The 14,547-nt window shown below is 33.0% G+C and carries 16 protein-coding genes; 4 read left to right on the top strand and 12 right to left on the bottom strand.

All coding sequences use genetic code 11. From position 1 onward, the window contains the following. Positions 1-139: 139 nt before the first annotated feature. A complete protein-coding gene (gene rpsI, locus B6C99_RS04200; RefSeq protein ID WP_034901366.1) occupies positions 140-532 on the bottom strand; it encodes a 30S ribosomal protein S9 in 393 nt (130 codons plus the stop codon). Between the two features lie 11 nt (positions 533-543). Continuing rightward, entirely contained in the window at positions 544-972 is a 429-nt protein-coding gene (rplM, locus tag B6C99_RS04205; RefSeq protein WP_034901369.1) for a 50S ribosomal protein L13, read from the bottom strand. A gap of 275 nt (positions 973-1,247) precedes the next feature. On the opposite strand from rplM, the gene B6C99_RS04210 reads away from it, so the two are divergent. Beyond that, the gene (locus tag B6C99_RS04210; protein ID WP_086358688.1) at positions 1,248-1,868 is read left to right on the top strand and encodes a YrbL family protein; all 621 of its coding nucleotides are present in this window, start codon (positions 1,248-1,250) and stop codon (positions 1,866-1,868) included. Here the strand turns inward: B6C99_RS04210 and pmrB are convergent. The 10 genes from pmrB to B6C99_RS04260 form a co-directional block, all read right to left on the bottom strand. Further along, positions 1,840-2,937 (bottom strand): two-component system sensor histidine kinase PmrB, encoded by a 1,098-nt coding sequence (pmrB, locus tag B6C99_RS04215; RefSeq protein ID WP_086358689.1) that lies wholly within the window; start codon positions 2,935-2,937, stop codon positions 1,840-1,842. The two genes, B6C99_RS04210 and pmrB, sit on opposite strands and share 29 nt — an antisense overlap. A 32-nt stretch (positions 2,938-2,969) precedes the next feature. Beyond that, positions 2,970-3,632, bottom strand: coding sequence for a two-component system response regulator PmrA (gene pmrA, locus B6C99_RS04220; protein ID WP_034901372.1), 663 nt, complete (start codon positions 3,630-3,632; stop codon positions 2,970-2,972). Between the two features lie 89 nt (positions 3,633-3,721). Beyond that, on the bottom strand, positions 3,722-4,258 hold the full coding sequence (locus tag B6C99_RS13645) for a phosphatase PAP2 family protein (RefSeq protein WP_065614289.1): 537 nt from the start codon (positions 4,256-4,258) through the stop codon (positions 3,722-3,724). Between the two features lie 122 nt (positions 4,259-4,380). Further along, a complete protein-coding gene (locus B6C99_RS04230) occupies positions 4,381-5,067 on the bottom strand; it encodes an amino acid ABC transporter permease (RefSeq protein WP_086358690.1) in 687 nt (228 codons plus the stop codon). 6 nt (positions 5,068-5,073) lie between these two features. Continuing rightward, complete coding sequence (locus B6C99_RS04235; RefSeq protein WP_086358691.1) at positions 5,074-5,799, bottom strand: amino acid ABC transporter permease; 726 nt, start codon at positions 5,797-5,799, stop codon at positions 5,074-5,076. 5 nt (positions 5,800-5,804) lie between these two features. Then, a complete protein-coding gene (locus tag B6C99_RS04240) occupies positions 5,805-6,632 on the bottom strand; it encodes an ABC transporter substrate-binding protein (RefSeq protein ID WP_086358692.1) in 828 nt (275 codons plus the stop codon). Between the two features lie 176 nt (positions 6,633-6,808). Next, on the bottom strand, positions 6,809-8,089 hold the full coding sequence (locus B6C99_RS04245) for an MFS transporter (protein WP_143413911.1): 1,281 nt from the start codon (positions 8,087-8,089) through the stop codon (positions 6,809-6,811). A gap of 32 nt (positions 8,090-8,121) precedes the next feature. Next, the gene (locus B6C99_RS04250) at positions 8,122-9,072 is read right to left on the bottom strand and encodes a phosphoglycerate dehydrogenase (RefSeq protein WP_086358693.1); all 951 of its coding nucleotides are present in this window, start codon (positions 9,070-9,072) and stop codon (positions 8,122-8,124) included. A gap of 82 nt (positions 9,073-9,154) precedes the next feature. Continuing rightward, complete coding sequence (locus tag B6C99_RS04255; RefSeq protein ID WP_086358694.1) at positions 9,155-10,033, bottom strand: dihydrodipicolinate synthase family protein; 879 nt, start codon at positions 10,031-10,033, stop codon at positions 9,155-9,157. Positions 10,034-10,059: 26 nt separating this feature from the next. Beyond that, positions 10,060-11,196 (bottom strand): iron-containing alcohol dehydrogenase, encoded by a 1,137-nt coding sequence (locus B6C99_RS04260; RefSeq protein ID WP_086358695.1) that lies wholly within the window; start codon positions 11,194-11,196, stop codon positions 10,060-10,062. A gap of 227 nt (positions 11,197-11,423) precedes the next feature. On the opposite strand from B6C99_RS04260, the gene B6C99_RS04265 reads away from it, so the two are divergent. The 3 genes from B6C99_RS04265 to B6C99_RS04275 are packed head-to-tail and all read left to right on the top strand — an operon-like array spanning position 11,424 to position 14,486. After that, a complete protein-coding gene (locus tag B6C99_RS04265) occupies positions 11,424-12,686 on the top strand; it encodes a four-carbon acid sugar kinase family protein (RefSeq protein ID WP_086358696.1) in 1,263 nt (420 codons plus the stop codon). 12 nt (positions 12,687-12,698) lie between these two features. Further along, entirely contained in the window at positions 12,699-13,679 is a 981-nt protein-coding gene (gene pdxA / locus B6C99_RS04270; protein WP_065577998.1) for a 4-hydroxythreonine-4-phosphate dehydrogenase PdxA, read from the top strand. 45 nt (positions 13,680-13,724) lie between these two features. Beyond that, entirely contained in the window at positions 13,725-14,486 is a 762-nt protein-coding gene (locus B6C99_RS04275; protein WP_086357046.1) for a DeoR/GlpR family DNA-binding transcription regulator, read from the top strand. The last annotated feature ends 61 nt before the right edge of the window (positions 14,487-14,547 follow it).

Genomic DNA, 14,547 nt, shown 5'->3' on the forward strand with positions numbered 1-14,547 from the left:
GATTTATAATATATTATATTGAATAATAATAAATTATTTTTAATTTAGGTGATTATTATCTAAATTTATATCGTAATAAATAAAACTGAAAAAAAACCCAGCTTGTGCTGGGTTTTGAAACAAATTTGTAACGTAGCAATTAACGTTTGCTGAATTGTGGACGACGACGAGCTTTGCGTAGCCCCACTTTTTTACGTTCAACTTGACGTGCATCACGAGTAACAAAGCCCGCTTGACGTAATGAAGAGCGTAAAGTTTCATCATATTCCATTAATGCACGAGTAATACCGTGACGAATCGCACCAGCTTGACCTGAAATACCACCACCTTTAACAGTGATGTAAAGATCAAGTTTGTCAGTCATTTCAACTAACTCAAGTGGTTGCATAACAACCATACGAGCTGTATCACGACCAAAATATTGCTCTAATGAACGTTTATTAATAACGATATTTCCACTACCTGGTTTGATAAACACTCGAGCAGCGGAACTTTTGCGGCGACCTGTACCGTAATATTGATTATCAGCCATCTTCTATCCCCTTAAATATCTAATACTTGCGGTTGTTGTGCCGCATGATTGTGCTCACTACCTGCATAAACTTTTAGTTTACGGTACATTGCACGACCAAGAGGACCTTTCGGTAACATGCCTTTTACAGCAATTTCGATGACTTGTTCAGGATGACGTTCAATCATTTCTTTAAAAGTCGCTTCTTTAAGTCCACCGATGTAACCAGTATGACGATAATAGATCTTATCAGTGCGTTTTTTGCCTGTTACAGCAACTTTTTCTGCATTGATAACGATAATATAGTCACCTGTATCAACATGTGGTGTATATTCTGCTTTGTGTTTACCACGCAAACGGCTTGCGATTTCAGTAGCTAAACGACCTAACGTTTTACCTGCTGCATCAACAACATACCAGTCGCGTTTAACTGTTTCTGGTTTAGCTGAAAAAGTACTCATTCGTATTTATCCAAATTTTAATTAATCTCACGTTAATAAATCATTTGATTTATTTACACTTTTTGATTGCTACTATTAACTAACTAACCCCTTCGAGTTGCTATACTAATTTTGACAATCGAAAACAGCGTTGGGAAGAACACTGTTGTAACGTGGGTGGCAATATTATACAGAAATATTATAAAAGCGCTAGAACTTATAATAAAAAAACCATAGCGATAAAAAAAACTAACTGCTACACTTTCAGTTAACCTTTAATTACACAATATCAATTGATGAAAAATTTAATTCAACTTACCGAAAAAGATTATATAAGCAAAGGATTACATAGAAAATGCTATCATCATCCAGATGATCCAAATAAATGTATCAAAGTGAATTATAATGATGGTGCCGAAGAGGAAACAAACCGTGAAATTGCTTATTATAAACATCTTATAAAACGCAAAATATCGTGGGATGTTTTGGCAAAATATTATGGCCCAGTAACAACTAATTTTGGACAAGGACATGTTTTTGAATTAATTCGGGACTATGATGGGAAAATTGCTAAACCGTTAGAAAAATATCTCTACGACGAACAATTAACTGAGCAATATTATAGTGCGTTAGTTGTATCACTTAAAGCACTAAAAACAGCGTTATTAAAAGATCGCATTATTACCATGACAATCAAAAGTAAAAATATTTTATTTCAGCATTTGTCATCTGAAAAAAATCGCTTAATCATTATTGATAATATAGGTAATTCGACCTTTATTCCAATTGCTAATTATGTCGGATTTTTTGCTAAAGCAAAAATAGAACGCACTTGGCAACGTTTTTTATCATCGCTCATTAAAGAAAATCAACATAACAGTTTAATAACTAAGTTAATTGATGAAGTGAATCATTAAGTCTAACTTCGGCGATGGTACCGGTTTGGTGGCACTGCCGATTTCTTAATGTAAATTGCCCATGATGTAATTTAGTAATGCGATTAACTATACTTAAGCCAAGTCCTATTCCATTATGTTTACGATCCATTCGGAAAAAGGCTTGGGTTAAATTTTCAGTCTTTGATTCATCAATACCACAACCTTCATCTTGAACAGCAATAATAATATCTTGAATGTCTTTATAAAAACATATCGTAATTTTACTTTTAGTCGGACTATATCGATAACTGTTTTCAACCAGATTGCGAATCAGTAAACGAATCAGAGTAGCATCGCCACTAAAAGTAATCTTATTAGTAATTTGCCATTCAATCGTTTGTTGTTTCTGTTCTGTTAATTCAGTTAACTCATCAAAAAGCGGTATTTGAATATCATCATAAAAATTAATTTTTTGATACTGACCTAACGTAAATTTTTGACTAGCCCTAGCAAGCATTAAAAGTTGTTCTACGGTATTGACTAAACGATCTATACGTTCAATTAATTCACGACAATCAATTTTATTTTTTGCTTCAAGTAATTCTAAATGCAGACGAATACCAGCCAATGGTGTTCGCATTTCATGAGCAACATCGGCAGTGAATAGACGTTCTTGCGAAAGAGTATTATTGAGTCTTTCAAATAAATTATTTAATACCAATGTAATCGATTTGATTTCACGCATATTACTAATTGGCTTTATCGGCTTAAGATTATCCGCGGTTCTTTGATTTAGATCCTTTTCCAGAATCTCTAAAGGTTTAGTAATCCATTTAATAGCTTTATAAGCTAAAAATAATGTCACAGCCATCATAGAAAAAGCTGAACAAAACAGAGCAAAAATAGCCTCTAACTCCTCGTGCTCAACTACTTCGTCGATTTTATTTTTACTTAATGTTAGATTAACTAGAACATCAATTTGCTCTTTACTTTCATGCCATAACCAAAATACCGTAATAATTTGGCAAATTAACATAATAGCGCCTAAAGTAAAAAAAAGATTCCAACGAATACTATGACGTATCTTGGTCAAGGATTTTTCAATCATAAATTTATCATTCACTAAATTTAGAATAATAGCTAATTATCAATATTGAGTTGATAACCATATCCACGTACAGTTTTGATTAAATGTTTACCTAATTTATTTCGTAACGCATGAATATAAACCTCAAGCACATTTGAACTAGGATCACTTTGCCAATCATATAAATCATTTTGCAATAAATTACGATGTACTTTTTCTCCAGCTTTTAACATCAATCTAGACAATAAAATAAACTCTTTAGGTGTTAATATAACTTCTTGTCCATTTAATGTCGCTGTTTGTCGTTTAATATCAATGCTAATCGGACCATAATTAATAACATTATCAGCTGTTCCTTGATTTCGACGAATCAATGCCCTGACTCTTGCTAGTAATTCAGTTAAAGCAAAAGGCTTAATTAAATAATCATCAGCACCAAGATCTAAACCTTCTACTCTATCTTCAATAGTATCGCGGGCAGTTAAAATAAGAACAGGAACCTCAATTTGTTTTTTACGCCAACGAGTGAGTAAATCTAAACCATCGCAATCTGGCAGTCCCAAATCAAGAATAATTAAACTGAATTGCGAAAACTCTATATGTTCTTCCGCTTGCTTACCATTAGATGCCACTTCACAAACATAGCCATCAGACGTTATACCATCGTATAACCCTTTTTGTAATAAACTATCGTCTTCGACTATAAGTATTTTCATTATAGTTCAACCTTAAGTAGATTTGAAAAATACCCTAACTAGCATAGTTAACTAGTATATGCCTAACCTTGAACAACTTAAATTTTTAATCATTTATAAATTTTGTAATATAGAAACCAAAATTTTTTAATTAAATAAACTGATATAAAACTTAATAACATGCCAACTAGAATATCTAGTGGCCAATGAACCCCTAAGTAGATACGACTCCAACAAACAAGCAAAGCAACTACAGTAGATAAATAAGCAAACGATTTAAATTGCTTTTTATAATTTAAATAAATAGAAAAACAGATAGTCCAAATAAAAACAGCATGCTGACTCGGTAACGAACTCGTTTTATCATGAGTTAAAAAATTAGTACCAACATTAAGTACAAATGGCCGTGGCGAATAAAATAGATGCCTTATAATAAAAGTAACAGTTAGCACCAATGCTAAACTTATTAAAATTTTTATCACCAATGTTCTATATACTGGTTTGTATATACAGTATATTCCTAATAAGCCAATAGGTAGTAATATTAAGTAATTAGCACAAAACACAGCAAAAAGAATAAACAACTTCGAAGCGTGTTCTTGAGCATTGATTAATAAAAAAAGATGAGTGTTCATATTAAGTAACATATCAAAACCAATATTGATAATATTTACTTATAATTTAGCAAACAAAGCTTAAAAGAACCTTAATAACCTTTTTGACTTTTTTAGAGATGTTTTGCTCAATACTATTAAAACAAACCATCTAGCTATTTTTTGCGAGAAAATAAATGATATTTTGGTAATACTGATACGGTAAAATCAAGTGTGGCACAAATAATAAAATAAACCATAATAACAAACAAAAAAATCTCTGTAGTATAAACCATACTACGATTATTAATTTGGGTAGCAATAAAGGTAAACTCTGCAACACCAACGATATAAGCTAGAGAGGTATCTTTAATTAATGATACCCACTGATTAACAAAGGAAGGTAACATCATTTTTAATGCTTGTGGCAAGATAATAAAAATAATGACTTGGGTTTTCGTGAAACCTAATGAAAAAGCTGCTTGCCATTGTTCTTTGCCAATAGCTACCATTCCTGCATGAACAGAATGACCAATGTATGCACCACCAATTAATGATAAAGCAAAAATCACAGTAGTGATAGCTGGCACATCAATATTTAATAAAACTGGCAATAAAAAATAAGTCCAAAATATGAGCATAATAACGGGAATCGCTCTTAAAAAACCTAATACAATAACTAAAAGTTTACGTAAAATTCCGTCACAAACCGTTAAACCGACTCCCGCGAAAATACCCAAAATGGTCGAAAAAACAATAGCAGCAAAACTCATTAACAATGTTAATACTATGCCACCAGGGAAATTACCAAAAATAAGATAATCGAGATTATGCCAAATAATTTCAAAACCCTTAAAATCCATAACGTATTAGACCTTGCCTATTTGTAAATATTTTGATTGATAAATATTGCCTAGGGTACCCACAATAACAATAGCTAAAATATATAAAAAAGTTGCTACTGCAAAATCCTGAAATGTTTTTAACGATTCGGTTTCTACTTGACGAGAAACATAAGATAGTTCTAACACACCTATTGCCATGGTTAGCGATGAGTTTTTGATAATATTCATATATTGACCGATCAATGGAGGAAACGCGATACGAAAGCTTTGCGGTAAAATAATAAATCGCATACTCTGCCAACGAGTGAGACCTAACGCTAATGAGGCTTGTTCTTGTCCATTACTCACCCCCATAATACCAGCCCGGAATTCTTCAGCAATAAAAGCACTGGAATAACATGTTAAACCAATTAAACCAATAATAAATTCAAAAGATGGCATTTTTAGAGTGAACAAAAACAGTTGAATTTCTGGTTCATCAAATAACCATAATTTAAACTCAATCGGTAACAAATTACCAATACCAAAATACCAGAAAAAAAGTTGCGGTAGTAATGGCGAATAACGAAAAATGGCGTTATATCCAATAACAACGCCTTTGATAATTTTAATATGACTTTGCTGAGCAATAACTAATAAAAATCCTAATGTGGTAGAAAAGATAATTGTTAAAAAAGAGATAGCCATAGTGACTAAAAAACCATCCCACAACCACCACAAATAACGTGGTTCTAGTAATTGCTCATACATATAATTTATTGACCTTTACCTATTTTGAAATCGCCACGAGGCATCGCAGAATTTGTATCTGGACCAAACCAACGGTTATAAATAGTCAATGCTTCACCATCATTTTCAAGTTTTAATAATATTTGATTAACTTTTTCTTTTAAACGAGTTTCACCTTTTGGAATACCAACAGCTTGATATTCTTCAGTAATACTAAATGGTGAAATTTCAAAAACAGCACGTTGTTCTTCTGGGACATTTGCAAGTAAACCAATTAACTTAGCATCATCTTGAGTAATAGCTTGTACCACTCCATTACGTAATGCGGCAAAAGCAAAAGGCGTATCATCATAAGAAATCACTTTAGCGGTTGGGAACTTTTCACGTAACGTAATTTCCATTACAGTCCCTTTATCAGCCCCTATACGAAGATTTTTAAGATCATCAGCTGTTTTTAACAATCCTTTTTTAGCCACAAACTTCTGACCAGTGGCAAAATAAGGCAAACTAAAATCAACTGTTTTAGCTCGTTCATCAGTAACCGTAAAGTTGGCAACGATCAAATCCGCTTTTTGCGAGGTAAGTAATGGAATACGATTAGCTGGATTAGTTGGAACAAGTTCCACTTTTACATTTAATGCTTTAGCTATTTCATTAGCATAATCAACATCTAGCCCGGCAATTTTATTGGTTTTTTCATCAATAAATCCAAACGGAGGATTACTATCAAATACAGCAATCTTGATCTCACCTCGTTTTTCAATATCGTCTAAACGATCTGCATAAGCAGTGTTCACGCCTAATAGTGTGCTAATTAAAGCTACAGCTGTTAACGATTTAGTTAGAAATTTCATGACACATCCTCAATAAGGTAATTTGGTTTTCACATAAAAAGTCTAACAATAAATAGTCTTTAGGATAAATAACAAATATTTACATCTATATAACTATTGGTTATATAGATTCTCAAATTTATATTAAAAAAGCCCCAAGAAGGGGCAATAGACATCTAAATAAATGAAAGGCAAAATTATGAATCTATAGGTTTTACTTTACCTAATAAGAAAATATAGTTAAACATTCCTAATATGAGTAGGCCGGCTGAAAAAATTAGTGCCCATGTAAAAGAACCTGTTGCTGCAACAAGAGCTCCCGTAATAATTGGACCAAATGCTCCACCAAAATTTGAAATAGTATTTTGTAAACCGGCAACAGTAGAAACCATATTTTTAGGCGCCACATCGCCAGGTAAAGACCAAACTTGTGAAGCAGCTACAGCTGTACCTGATCTAGCTATACACAACAATACCACAGTCAGAACAACAGAATCTGTTAATGGAGCAAAACCAACACATAAAGCCATACACATACCAATCAATAAAATTGATTTACGAGTAAAAGATAATGAAAACTTTTTACTACTATGCATACGATCCGAAATCCATCCAGCTGTCATTTCAGCGGCCATACCACAAAGCAATGGAAGTGTAGCAACAAATCCCATTTTAATTAATCCCATACCTTTTTCTTGTACTAAATAAGTTGGTAACCAAGTGATAAAGAAATATGAAGTATAGTTAATAGTAAAGAATCCTAAACACATTGCCCAAATTGGTTTGTATCTAAGTAATTGATACCACTTCATCGCAGCACCTTGCTCAATGCCGTGTTTTTGAGCTTGACCTTCACGAATATAATTGATTTCAGCTTGATTAATCATTCGATGTTTTTCTGGTGAATCTGAATAATAAATCATCCAAAATAAAGCCCAAATAATACCGATACTACCAAAAATACAAAATGTAATTCTCCAATCAAATAAGTACATTAACCAAACAATTAGTGGCATAGCTACCGCACCACCAAATTTTGATGCACTATCAAATAACGCTGACACAAATGAACGTTCTTTATCTGGAAACCATCTAGATGCGATACCTGCGTTACTTGGATATGCAGCAGCTTCTCCAGCACCTAAAATAAAACGCATACATAACAATGATTTAAATCCCGTAGCAATACCCATACACATAGTTGCTACAGACCACCAACCTACAGCCCATCCTAATGTTTTCTTTTGTCCTACTTTGTCCGCTAGCCAACCAGCAGGAATTTGTAAAAGAGCATAGGTCCAGAAAAATGCTGACATAATCCATCCCATTTCACTTGGTGTTAAACTAAACTCCTTAATTAAATGGGGACTTGCAGCTGCTATAATTGCTCTATCTAAATAATTTACTGCAATCGCAGCCCACATTAACCCAGCAATAATCCAACGAATATTTGATTTTTTTTGTGGTACTAAATCCATAATAGACCTCACTATATTTTTAAAATATAGACTTAAAGCTCATTAACTATATTTACTGGTCTTTGACCATGAACAATAGAATTAATAATATTTTCGACACAACTTTTCCCTATTTCACTTACTGCACCATCGGTATAACCGGCTATATGAGCGGTTCCAATAAAGTTTTCGAGTGAAAATAATGGGTGTGTAATTAAAGGTTCTTGAACGAATACATCGGATGCTGCGCCTGCAATAATATTTTCAGACAATGCAGTATAGAGATCATCCTCATTAACAATTCCGCCACGAGATAAATTTAAGAGAAAAGCACTTGATTTCATTTTGCGAATAAGTGAAAGATTAAATAAATTATTGGTGGATTCGATTAAAGGCATATGAATTGAAATAAAATCACTTTGTTGTACAAGCTCATCTAAACTGACATATTTAACACCATTTTCCTTGGCGAAATTTTCATCAGGATAAGGATCATAAGCTAATATATTCATATTAAATCCCTTGGCCCTTAACGCTACTTGCTTGCCAATATTACCTAATCCCAAAATACCTATTGTCTTTCCATAAGCATCGGTAGCAAATATTCTAGGCCACTCACCTTTTACTGTTTTACTCACTGCTTGAGGTAATTGACGAGCGGCACCAAGTAGAAGAGTGAAAGTAAAATCAGCAACAGCATGTTTATTTGCATTGGGAACATTAACTGCCCAAATATTTCTTCTTTTAGTAGCTTGTAAATCGATATTGTCAACACCAACCCCATGTTTACAAACAATTTTTAAGTTAGGCGCCAATGATAGTAGCTCTTCATCAATTTGTGTGAACGCAACAATCATTGCTACTGTATCTTTTAAATGAGGTTTTAACTCTTCCAAAGTAACATCTGCAGGAAAAGCCAAAAATTCAAAGCCATTTTTTTTAAGATTATCTATCGGCGTAGAATCATACTTGGCAAATGAAGGCGATGTAGAAATAACTTTCATACTAAATATCCTTATTAATACTTCAATACTTGAAAGTAAAAGCTGTTATTTCTCTAAAAATGACAGCTTTTAATTGCAAAGATTACAATTTGCTAACAATCTCTTTGATAGCGTTAATGTGTTCATCCGTAAACTCAATCGGATAGCGACTTACACCAACTTCTTCTCCCATTAGTGTTAACGCTTTTTTCACTGCTGCCGGAGAGAATACAGTTGCATATAAATTTTTCCTTAAATCACCTACAGCATCCTGAGCTGCTTTAGATTTATCAAGGTCACCTGCTTTAAAGTTTTTCCAGATAGCATTGATATAACCCGGTGCAACATTAGCAAGCCCCGAAATTGAACCAACTGCACCACCAACAAATCCTTGATATATCAATGAATCAGGACCGGTTAATACATCAAAGTTATCTAAGCTTTTTGCTACATCAAGAAAGGCTTGCAAACTTTCGGCACTTCCTGCACTGTCCTTGATACCAGCAATATTAGGATGTTCAGCAAGTTTGGCGGCGGTTTCAGGTAAAATAGTGTTACCTGTTCTTGCAGGAATGTTATATAGATAAACAGGAACAGTTAGTGCATCAGCAATTGTTGAATAATGATAGATTAGCTCTTCTTGTTTCAATGGGATGAAATATGGCGCAATTACTGATACCGCATCAACACCTAATTTTGCTATTTCTTTGCCAAGTTTTATTGTTTCTCGTGTTGAAATTTCACCAATGTGAGCCATTACTGGTGATCGTCCAGATATTTCATCTACACAAACTTCGGTAACTTTGATCTTTTCTTGCTGTGTTAAAACAAAAAATTCACCATTAGTACCATTACAAAAAACACTATTACCATTATTTAATTGGCGTTGAACCTGTTTGCGCATTCTTTTTGGGCAAAAATCACCATTTTCATCAAACGTTGTGACAATGGCGGTTAAAATTCCTTCAATTTTCTTACTCATATGTTTACTCCTTTAGGATAGGTTTCTTAGAACAGAGATTGATAAATAGCTAGAACATCTTGTTTGGAGACTTGTTTAGGAACGTTATTCATGAGGCGTTTTACGTCTAAAGCAGATTCAACAAGATATGGTAAATGTTCTGGCGAAATATTAAGTTCTTGTAATTTTGTAGGTAGGGCTAAACGCTTTACTAATTCTTTAAAATAACTGACCAGTGCATGCGATTTTTCTTCATCAGTTAAATTTAGGTTTGCATCTGGTAATAAGTCATAAGCTTGAGCAAATTTTTCAACCACCGCATCACGTACAAACTCCATGCAAGGAACAAGTAAAATGGCATTTGCCACACCATGAGGAATATGATATTTACCGCCTAGAGGATATGACATAGCGTGAACTAGATGTGTACCAGAATGAGCAATCGCAGCACCACCATAGTATGAAGCCCAAAGCATATTCAGTTTTGCTTCTAAATCAGTTTTGTCATTTACTGATCTCTCAAGAAACTTAAATAATTTATCCATACCAATTAAGGCATAATTATCACCAACAGGATTGGCTATACTAGCTGTAAAGCATTCAATTAAATGACACAAAGCATCAATACCTGTAGAGGCAGCAATATGATTTGGCATAGAAATAGTTAATTCTGGAATCAAACACACATAATCAGGCAACATAACTGGTGAAATGATGCCTTGTTTAGTAGATTTCTCAGGAATAGCCAAAATAGCATTTGGAGTTGCTTCTGAACCTGTTCCAGCTGTAGTTGGGATAAGGATAGAAGTACATCTTTTAATTGGTTTCACACCTAACAATAATTGTTCAAGAGTCAATTGATTCTCTTTAGCACATAACACTGAAATTAATTTAGCAACATCAAGAACACTGCCTCCACCGACACCAACAATTAGATCAGCATTAGCTATTTTCATTCGGTTTAATAAATTTGTGACATCATGATGACTAGGTTCTGGCGGAATATCATCAATGAGAGTGAAATGAGGAACTGTATCTACAATTGTTTTTATTAATTTAGTTACCACTGGTAAATTAATAATATTTTTATCCGTCATAAATATGATATGACGATGTTGTTTAAATAGAAAATTAAGATCATTTAATACACCTTGTCCACTTAAGACAGTACTGTTAATGTGCATAGTTAACTCCAATCGATTGCAATATAAATGAGTATTAAAAATCATATTGATTTAATTTAATCATTTAATGTTATTTTAAGTTTGCGTATTGATCAATTTTAATATTATAAAACTATGATCCAGATCACATTATGATTAAAATGATTTATTTTAATCATTTTAATTGTTTTTTTGATTAAATAATCGGTATAATCCTAAAAATAGTTTTTTTTGAGTAAAATTAATCAATGATAAAATTAATAATTGCAGACGATTTCACCGGTTCTAATGACGCTGGTGTACAACTTGTTAACAAAGGGTTTATTGTAAATGTCGTTTTTGATTGGCGATCTAAACAGCCTTTAAAAACTCATCTTAATGATAAGAAAATTACGGTTGTTAATACTGAAAGTAGAGCAATCGAATATCACGAAGCCCAAGATAGAATTAAACAAGTTATTTCAAATAATCCACACTTACGACCTATTTATAAAAAAATTGATTCAACTCTACGTGGTAATATAGGTGGGGAAATAGAAACATTACTAGCGACGACTCAAGTTAAATTTGCTTTAGTTATACCTGCTTTTCCTAATATGAATCGTATAACTAAGAATGGGAAATGCTATGTTAACGGTATTGAATTAATCGATACCGAATTTGCTACTGATCCTAAAACACCTATTTGTTCATCTCATATTAAAACAATTATAAAACAGCAAACAGATTACCCATGTGAAGAAATCAATCTAAATCAAGTAAGAACGCATCAAGTAACAAAACTTATTGAAAACTTTGTAACTCAAGGAACTAAGATCATCGTCATCGATGCAGAAACAAATCATGACTTAGAAACAATTATTGAGGAAATTCAGGGATTACTAGATAACATTTTGCTAGTTGGCTCGGCAGGATTGGTTGATTTTCTTTCGCCATCTATAACAGAAAAAACACCAAAAATTGAAAGAGTAAGCATAAAGCCAATGTTAGTCATTGCTGGATCAATGAGCGAAATTACTCAACTACAAATAAATTATACCATTCGAAATGATAACAAATGGAATATCGTTGATCTAAAAATATCGGATTTATTACCAGAACTATCAGCAACTACATTAGTAACATATAAGAATAAAATTCAAGAAATACTTAACGATAATCAACATTGTATTGTCAGAACCAGTACCAATAAACAAGAACGAGAAAAAATCGATTTATACTGCCAACAATATCAATTATCAAGAACCGAATTAGGTGAAAAAATCTGTAGTGGTTTAGGATTATTAGTTAAAAACTTAAAGTTTAGTAATTTATTTTTAACTGGTGGTGATGTAGCTATTTCCGTTGCTAAATCATTAGGAGCAATAGGCTTTATAATCGAAGGACAAGTTTGTGAAGGTGTTCCTTATGGTAGATTATTAAGCCATGAAAATTTAGATTATCGTGTATTTACTAAAGCTGGTGGATTTGGAACAAAGGATATTTTTTTAAAATCATTAAGATTTATTTAAAGGAGATAAATTGTGTCAAAAATCATAGCGATAACTATGGGAGATCCAGCAGGAATCGGGCCGGAAATTATTGTCAAAGCACTACAATCAGATATTGTAAAAAATATAAATTCGGTTGTAATTGGTTCGGCTGATTTATTAAAAAAACAATTAAAAATGGGATTATTTAAGAACATTAATCTTAATATAATCAATAGCGTTAGCGAAGCTGATTTCTCAAAAAATGTGATTAATATAATTGATATAAAATTGGAAGATATCGATTCATTGCAACCAGGAAAAATTCAACCACAAGCGGGAGATCTAGCTTATCGATGTGTAAAAAAAGCAACAGAATTAGCTCTTGCGGGCGAAGTTACGGCAATTGCAACAGCACCACTAAACAAAGAGGCACTACACTCAGCCGGACACATGTATCCAGGACATACTGAATTATTAGCTAAACTCACTAATAGTAAAGATGTCGCAATGGTACTTTATACTGATTCACTAAAAGTGATTCATGTTACCACACACGTTTCACTACGAAACTTTTTGGATAAATTAAGTAGTGATAGAATTGAAAAAGTAATTAAAATTGCTGATGACTTTCTTAAAAAAGTAGGAATTTCTGATCCCAAAATTGCTGTAGCTGGTGTTAACCCCCATGCAGGAGAACATGGCCTATTTGGTGATGAAGAAATAAAATTTGTTACACCTGCTATTGAAAAAATGCGGCTTTGTGGCATTGATGCTATTGGTCCATGTGCACCTGATACAGTATTTTTACAAGCCCATCAAGGTAAATTTGATATGGTTGTCGCAATGTACCATGACCAAGGTCATATCCCACTTAAATTATTAGGCTTTTATGATGGGGTAAATATCGCAGCCGGACTACCATTTATTAGAACATCAGCCGATCATGGCACCGCATTTGATATTGCATGGCAAGGTATTGCAAAAGCCGATAGTATGATAGAATCAATCCGATTAGCGGAACTGTTATCATAGTGAACAATATTAATAAACATAGCAAAATAAAAAGGAGAATTTTCAGTGGGTAAATACAATCGACTTGATCAAATCATGGATTATCTTAAGATTCATAACTTAGTCACAGTCGAAGAGTTAGTTATAGCTACTGAAGCCTCTCCTGCCACAATTCGTCGTGATTTAATTAAATTAGATCAACAAGGAGTAATTAGTCGAACTCATGGGGGGGTTACTCTAAATCGTTTTATTCCTAGTCAACCAACTACATCTGAAAAAATTCATAAAAATTTTAATGAAAAACAACTTATTGCAGATGTTGCAGCCGAACTAATAAAAGCTGGAGACTCAATAGCGCTTGATGCCGGGACAACAACTTTGGAAATTGCTAAAAGAATTACCCAAATGCCTGTCAGAGTTATTACATCAGATTTGCATATTGCTCTTTTTTTATCTGAGTTTAAACAGATTGAAGTGACCATCATTGGCGGTAAAATTGATGATAGTAGTCAATCATGCATCGGTGAACATGGACGTTCATTGTTACTACAAATTAATCCTGATATTGCATTTGTAAGTTGTAATTCATGGAGTTTAAGTAAAGGCGTAACTGCACCAACTGAAGACAAAGCATTAATTAAAGCAGGATTTGCTCAAAAGGCGGATAAAGTAGTACTTGTCGCAGATAGCAGTAAATACAATTCTTATTCTTTATTTACCTCTATACCACTCAATCGTTTTACCGATATTATTACCGATAACCATTTAGATACTGAAACAGTACAAAATCTTCAAAGCCAACCATTTAAGTTACATATTGCCAGTTAATATATTTCACAGATAAATCAATAAAAAATAAAATTCATTTATCTGTGATATTTGCCTTATT

The organism is Gilliamella sp. N-G2, assembly GCF_002142215.1.
GTDB lineage: Bacteria > Pseudomonadota > Gammaproteobacteria > Enterobacterales > Orbaceae > Gilliamella.

Excerpts from the sequence above, each read along its gene's own strand:
- rpsI (WP_034901366.1), bottom strand. The coding sequence starts at position 532 with ATGGCTGATAATCAATATTACGGTACAGGTCGCCGCAAAAGTTCCGCT.
- rplM (WP_034901369.1), bottom strand. The coding sequence starts at position 972 with ATGAGTACTTTTTCAGCTAAACCAGAAACAGTTAAACGCGACTGGTAT.
- B6C99_RS04210 (WP_086358688.1), top strand. The coding sequence starts at position 1,248 with ATGAAAAATTTAATTCAACTTACCGAAAAAGATTATATAAGCAAAGGA.
- pmrB (WP_086358689.1), bottom strand. The coding sequence starts at position 2,937 with ATGATTGAAAAATCCTTGACCAAGATACGTCATAGTATTCGTTGGAAT.
- pmrA (WP_034901372.1), bottom strand. The coding sequence starts at position 3,632 with ATGAAAATACTTATAGTCGAAGACGATAGTTTATTACAAAAAGGGTTA.
- B6C99_RS13645 (WP_065614289.1), bottom strand. The coding sequence starts at position 4,258 with ATGTTACTTAATATGAACACTCATCTTTTTTTATTAATCAATGCTCAA.
- B6C99_RS04230 (WP_086358690.1), bottom strand. The coding sequence starts at position 5,067 with ATGGATTTTAAGGGTTTTGAAATTATTTGGCATAATCTCGATTATCTT.
- B6C99_RS04235 (WP_086358691.1), bottom strand. The coding sequence starts at position 5,799 with ATGTATGAGCAATTACTAGAACCACGTTATTTGTGGTGGTTGTGGGAT.
- B6C99_RS04240 (WP_086358692.1), bottom strand. The coding sequence starts at position 6,632 with ATGAAATTTCTAACTAAATCGTTAACAGCTGTAGCTTTAATTAGCACA.
- B6C99_RS04245 (WP_143413911.1), bottom strand. The coding sequence starts at position 8,089 with ATGGATTTAGTACCACAAAAAAAATCAAATATTCGTTGGATTATTGCT.
- B6C99_RS04250 (WP_086358693.1), bottom strand. The coding sequence starts at position 9,072 with ATGAAAGTTATTTCTACATCGCCTTCATTTGCCAAGTATGATTCTACG.
- B6C99_RS04255 (WP_086358694.1), bottom strand. The coding sequence starts at position 10,033 with ATGAGTAAGAAAATTGAAGGAATTTTAACCGCCATTGTCACAACGTTT.
- B6C99_RS04260 (WP_086358695.1), bottom strand. The coding sequence starts at position 11,196 with ATGCACATTAACAGTACTGTCTTAAGTGGACAAGGTGTATTAAATGAT.
- B6C99_RS04265 (WP_086358696.1), top strand. The coding sequence starts at position 11,424 with ATGATAAAATTAATAATTGCAGACGATTTCACCGGTTCTAATGACGCT.